At 38.9% G+C, this 2,681-nt stretch carries 5 protein-coding genes; all 5 read left to right on the top strand.

Annotated elements, in window-relative coordinates; genetic code table 11:
• Window positions 1-196: EF-hand domain-containing protein (locus CWB85_RS21705; protein WP_138556007.1), on the top strand; the 196-nt coding region annotated here is incomplete at its 5' end.
• A gap of 179 nt (window positions 197-375) precedes the next feature.
• Window positions 376-969 carry a DUF998 domain-containing protein gene (locus CWB85_RS21700; protein ID WP_138556006.1) on the top strand — a complete coding sequence of 198 codons (594 nt, stop codon included), beginning with the start codon at window positions 376-378 and terminating at the stop codon, window positions 967-969.
• A gap of 52 nt (window positions 970-1,021) precedes the next feature.
• A complete protein-coding gene (locus CWB85_RS21695; RefSeq protein ID WP_029216279.1) occupies window positions 1,022-1,441 on the top strand; it encodes a GNAT family N-acetyltransferase in 420 nt (139 codons plus the stop codon).
• A 14-nt stretch (window positions 1,442-1,455) separates the two neighbouring features.
• Window positions 1,456-1,935, top strand: a complete 480-nt coding sequence (locus tag CWB85_RS21690; RefSeq protein WP_138556005.1) for an OsmC family protein — start codon at window positions 1,456-1,458, stop codon at window positions 1,933-1,935.
• A 485-nt stretch (window positions 1,936-2,420) separates the two neighbouring features.
• The gene (locus tag CWB85_RS21685; protein WP_138556004.1) at window positions 2,421-2,633 is read left to right on the top strand and encodes an EF-hand domain-containing protein; all 213 of its coding nucleotides are present in this window, start codon (window positions 2,421-2,423) and stop codon (window positions 2,631-2,633) included.
• Window positions 2,634-2,681: the final 48 nt, after the last annotated feature.

Raw genomic sequence — 2,681 nt, 5'->3', positions numbered from 1 at the left:
AACACTAGCACTTATTGCTCTAGCATCTTCATCAGCAGCATTCGCAGCAACAGACTTTGACACGTTAGATGTTGATGGCAATGGCGCAATCAGCCAAAGTGAAGCGTCAGTTGATGCCAAGCTGATGAGTATGTTTACAGAACTTGATACTGATGGTAACGGTGAGTTATCTAAAGAAGAGTTCGAAAACGCGTAATTAACCCTTCGCGGACAAGGATTCTTGAAAAGGATTTTTCATTTATTACGTTCAAAAGCAGCCAATACCCCGGGCTGCTTTTTTTATACTTGGTCTTTTTCTCATAACACGGTATCTAGTTTACAGCTTAACTAAATCAGCTTATTATCAAGTTCCTAATTTAAGCATGGACGTTGATTGTGTTAAGTTTTCTTGGCTTATATTCCGCTTTAATTGCTAGTACTTGGATTATTGTTGGGGTGTACATTGCTGGTAAATATTACCCTGGTTATAGCCATAAAAAACAGTTTTGCAGTGAGCTCGGTGCCGCTGGCAGTCCTACCGAAAAACTTTCTCCTATCATTAATAATTACCCACTTGGTTTATTATTCTGTTTATTTGGCTGGTATGTGTTGCAGCTGAAAGATACTCCCACACTCATTACATTAGTTGGTTGGTTAACCATCAGTCACGGTGTAGCGACTTGGCTTGCAGGGTACTTCCCGATGGATGCGGATCCTCAAACAAAAACGCCAACCTTGAGTTGCCAAATACACTCTTGGGCAGGGCTTATTATGTTGTTATCTTTGTTTTTAGCCGCTATTTTTGTCGCCATGAGTGATTATGTCAGTATCGGCTTTAGGGTTTTTTCAATACTGGCCGTGGCCTTTACGGGTTATTTTGTAATTTTGTTGGCAAAAGCATTTAAGCAGCAGGGTGATGCCGGATTGTATCAACGGCTTGCTTATGGTGTGCAATTGCTGTGGTTAAGCGCATTTTCGTTAGTGATTTAATATTAGGTTTAACAACGGCAGTTGTTTTTAGAGCTGCAAAGAGGCAGAGGTAATGCAAAGTGTAAGGTATACAGTGGAGTTGAGTAGCCCAACTTTGGAAGAGTATTGTTTATTAAGAGAAAAAGTTGGCTGGGGGAAAGTCGCCCCAGAGCTGGCAAAGGCGAGCTTAAACAGCTCGCTATTTCATGTCGTGATCAGGCTGGAAGGCTTACTTGTTGGTATGGGTCGTGTGATCGGGGATAGTGGCTTATTTTTTTATATTCAGGATGTTGCTGTTGACCCCAATTTTCAAAGGCAAGGTATTGGTACGTTAATAATGGGTAATATAGAGCAGTACTTGTCCGAAGCGGCTAAAAACGGTGCGACAATTGGGCTGCTCTCAGTTAAAGGTAAAGAGGCTTTTTATGCTCGTTACGGTTACTTGAGTCGGCCAAATGAAGAGCTCGGCTGTGGGATGTGTAAATTTAATTAGGGTGGGAAATTTCAATGTCTGAGTATGTAGCAAGTGTTGCTTGGTCGCGCCAAGCAGATGAAGAGTTTGTAGATAATAAGTATAGCCGTGCTCACCGCTGGGAATTTGATGGCGGGTTAAGTGTAGCGGCATCGTCTTCACCTCATATCGTGCCGCTGCCTTATTCGGTGGTCGAAAATGTCGATCCAGAAGAAGCATTTATTGCATCTTTGTCGAGCTGTCACATGTTGTTTTTTCTATCGATTGTGGCCAAGCATCAAATTAAAATTGATAGTTATATTGATAATGCCGTCGGTGTGATGGAAAAAGACAACCAAGGACGAATGGCAATGACCCAAGTGACATTAAAGCCCGCAGTTAAACCAGCAGCAGGGCATAAATTAAGCTTGGCGCAGTTAGAGTCATTTCATCATCAAGCTCATGAATTGTGCTTTATCGCGAATTCAGTAAAAACAAACATAGTGACTGAAATTGACTATCTTGGTGAGACTTAATTATAGTGAATTGAATTACTTCGCCATTGAACTTTCGCACAATGGCAACAAAACCTACTTTTACTCAAAAAATGATATTTTTATTTTGTTTTTCTTTAAAATTTATTTTTAAGTCATTTGAAATCAAAGTATTGCGAGTGTTTTTTTTTAAATTAAATTTTAAAAATTATTATGGTTTAGCTACTGTATGGCTGCTTGCGCTCTAATATCGTATATAACTACTTAGGTAATCTAAAATTGCGTCATTTTAAATAAATTTAAACCCATGATTTTAAATGACTTATTTTTCTTTTCAAATTCCCTGTTGCAAATTAGCCACAAAAATCAATCGTTAGATCTTTAAAATCCTCACTTTTAACCTGCAAGCTAATGATATTAAAGAACTAAAAATTGTTGGCACCGAAGTTGTAATAGTCTAGTTGTACTGAACGAAAAGCTGATTACCGCTTACGTTCACAACCATAAACTTTGAAGGAATATTTATTATGAAAACATTAAATAAAACATTAGCACTTATCGCATTAGCGTCTTCTTCTGCAGCTTTTGCTGGTACAGATTTCGATACGTTAGACGTTGATGGTAATGGCGCAATTAGTCAGCAAGAAGCATCTGTTGATGCAGCTCTTTCGGCTAAATTTACTGAACTTGATACTGACCAAGACGGTGAGTTATCAAAAGAAGAATTTTCAAAAGCTTAATGGTGCTGAACCTAGCTTGCATAAAATGCTGCTCAGTTCTGAGTGCAC

This window comes from Pseudoalteromonas sp. S1727, assembly GCF_005886375.1.
Classification (GTDB): domain Bacteria; phylum Pseudomonadota; class Gammaproteobacteria; order Enterobacterales; family Alteromonadaceae; genus Pseudoalteromonas; species Pseudoalteromonas haloplanktis.
Note: the sequence above shows the minus strand (reverse complement) of the source record. Positions and strands in the feature narration are given on the sequence as shown.

What these genes read in the sequence shown, in the direction of transcription:
- CWB85_RS21695 (WP_029216279.1), top strand. Translation starts at nt 1,022, where the DNA reads ATGCAAAGTGTAAGGTATACAGTGGAGTTGAGTAGCCCAACTTTGGAA.
- CWB85_RS21690 (WP_138556005.1), top strand. Translation starts at nt 1,456, where the DNA reads ATGTCTGAGTATGTAGCAAGTGTTGCTTGGTCGCGCCAAGCAGATGAA.
- CWB85_RS21685 (WP_138556004.1), top strand. Translation starts at nt 2,421, where the DNA reads ATGAAAACATTAAATAAAACATTAGCACTTATCGCATTAGCGTCTTCT.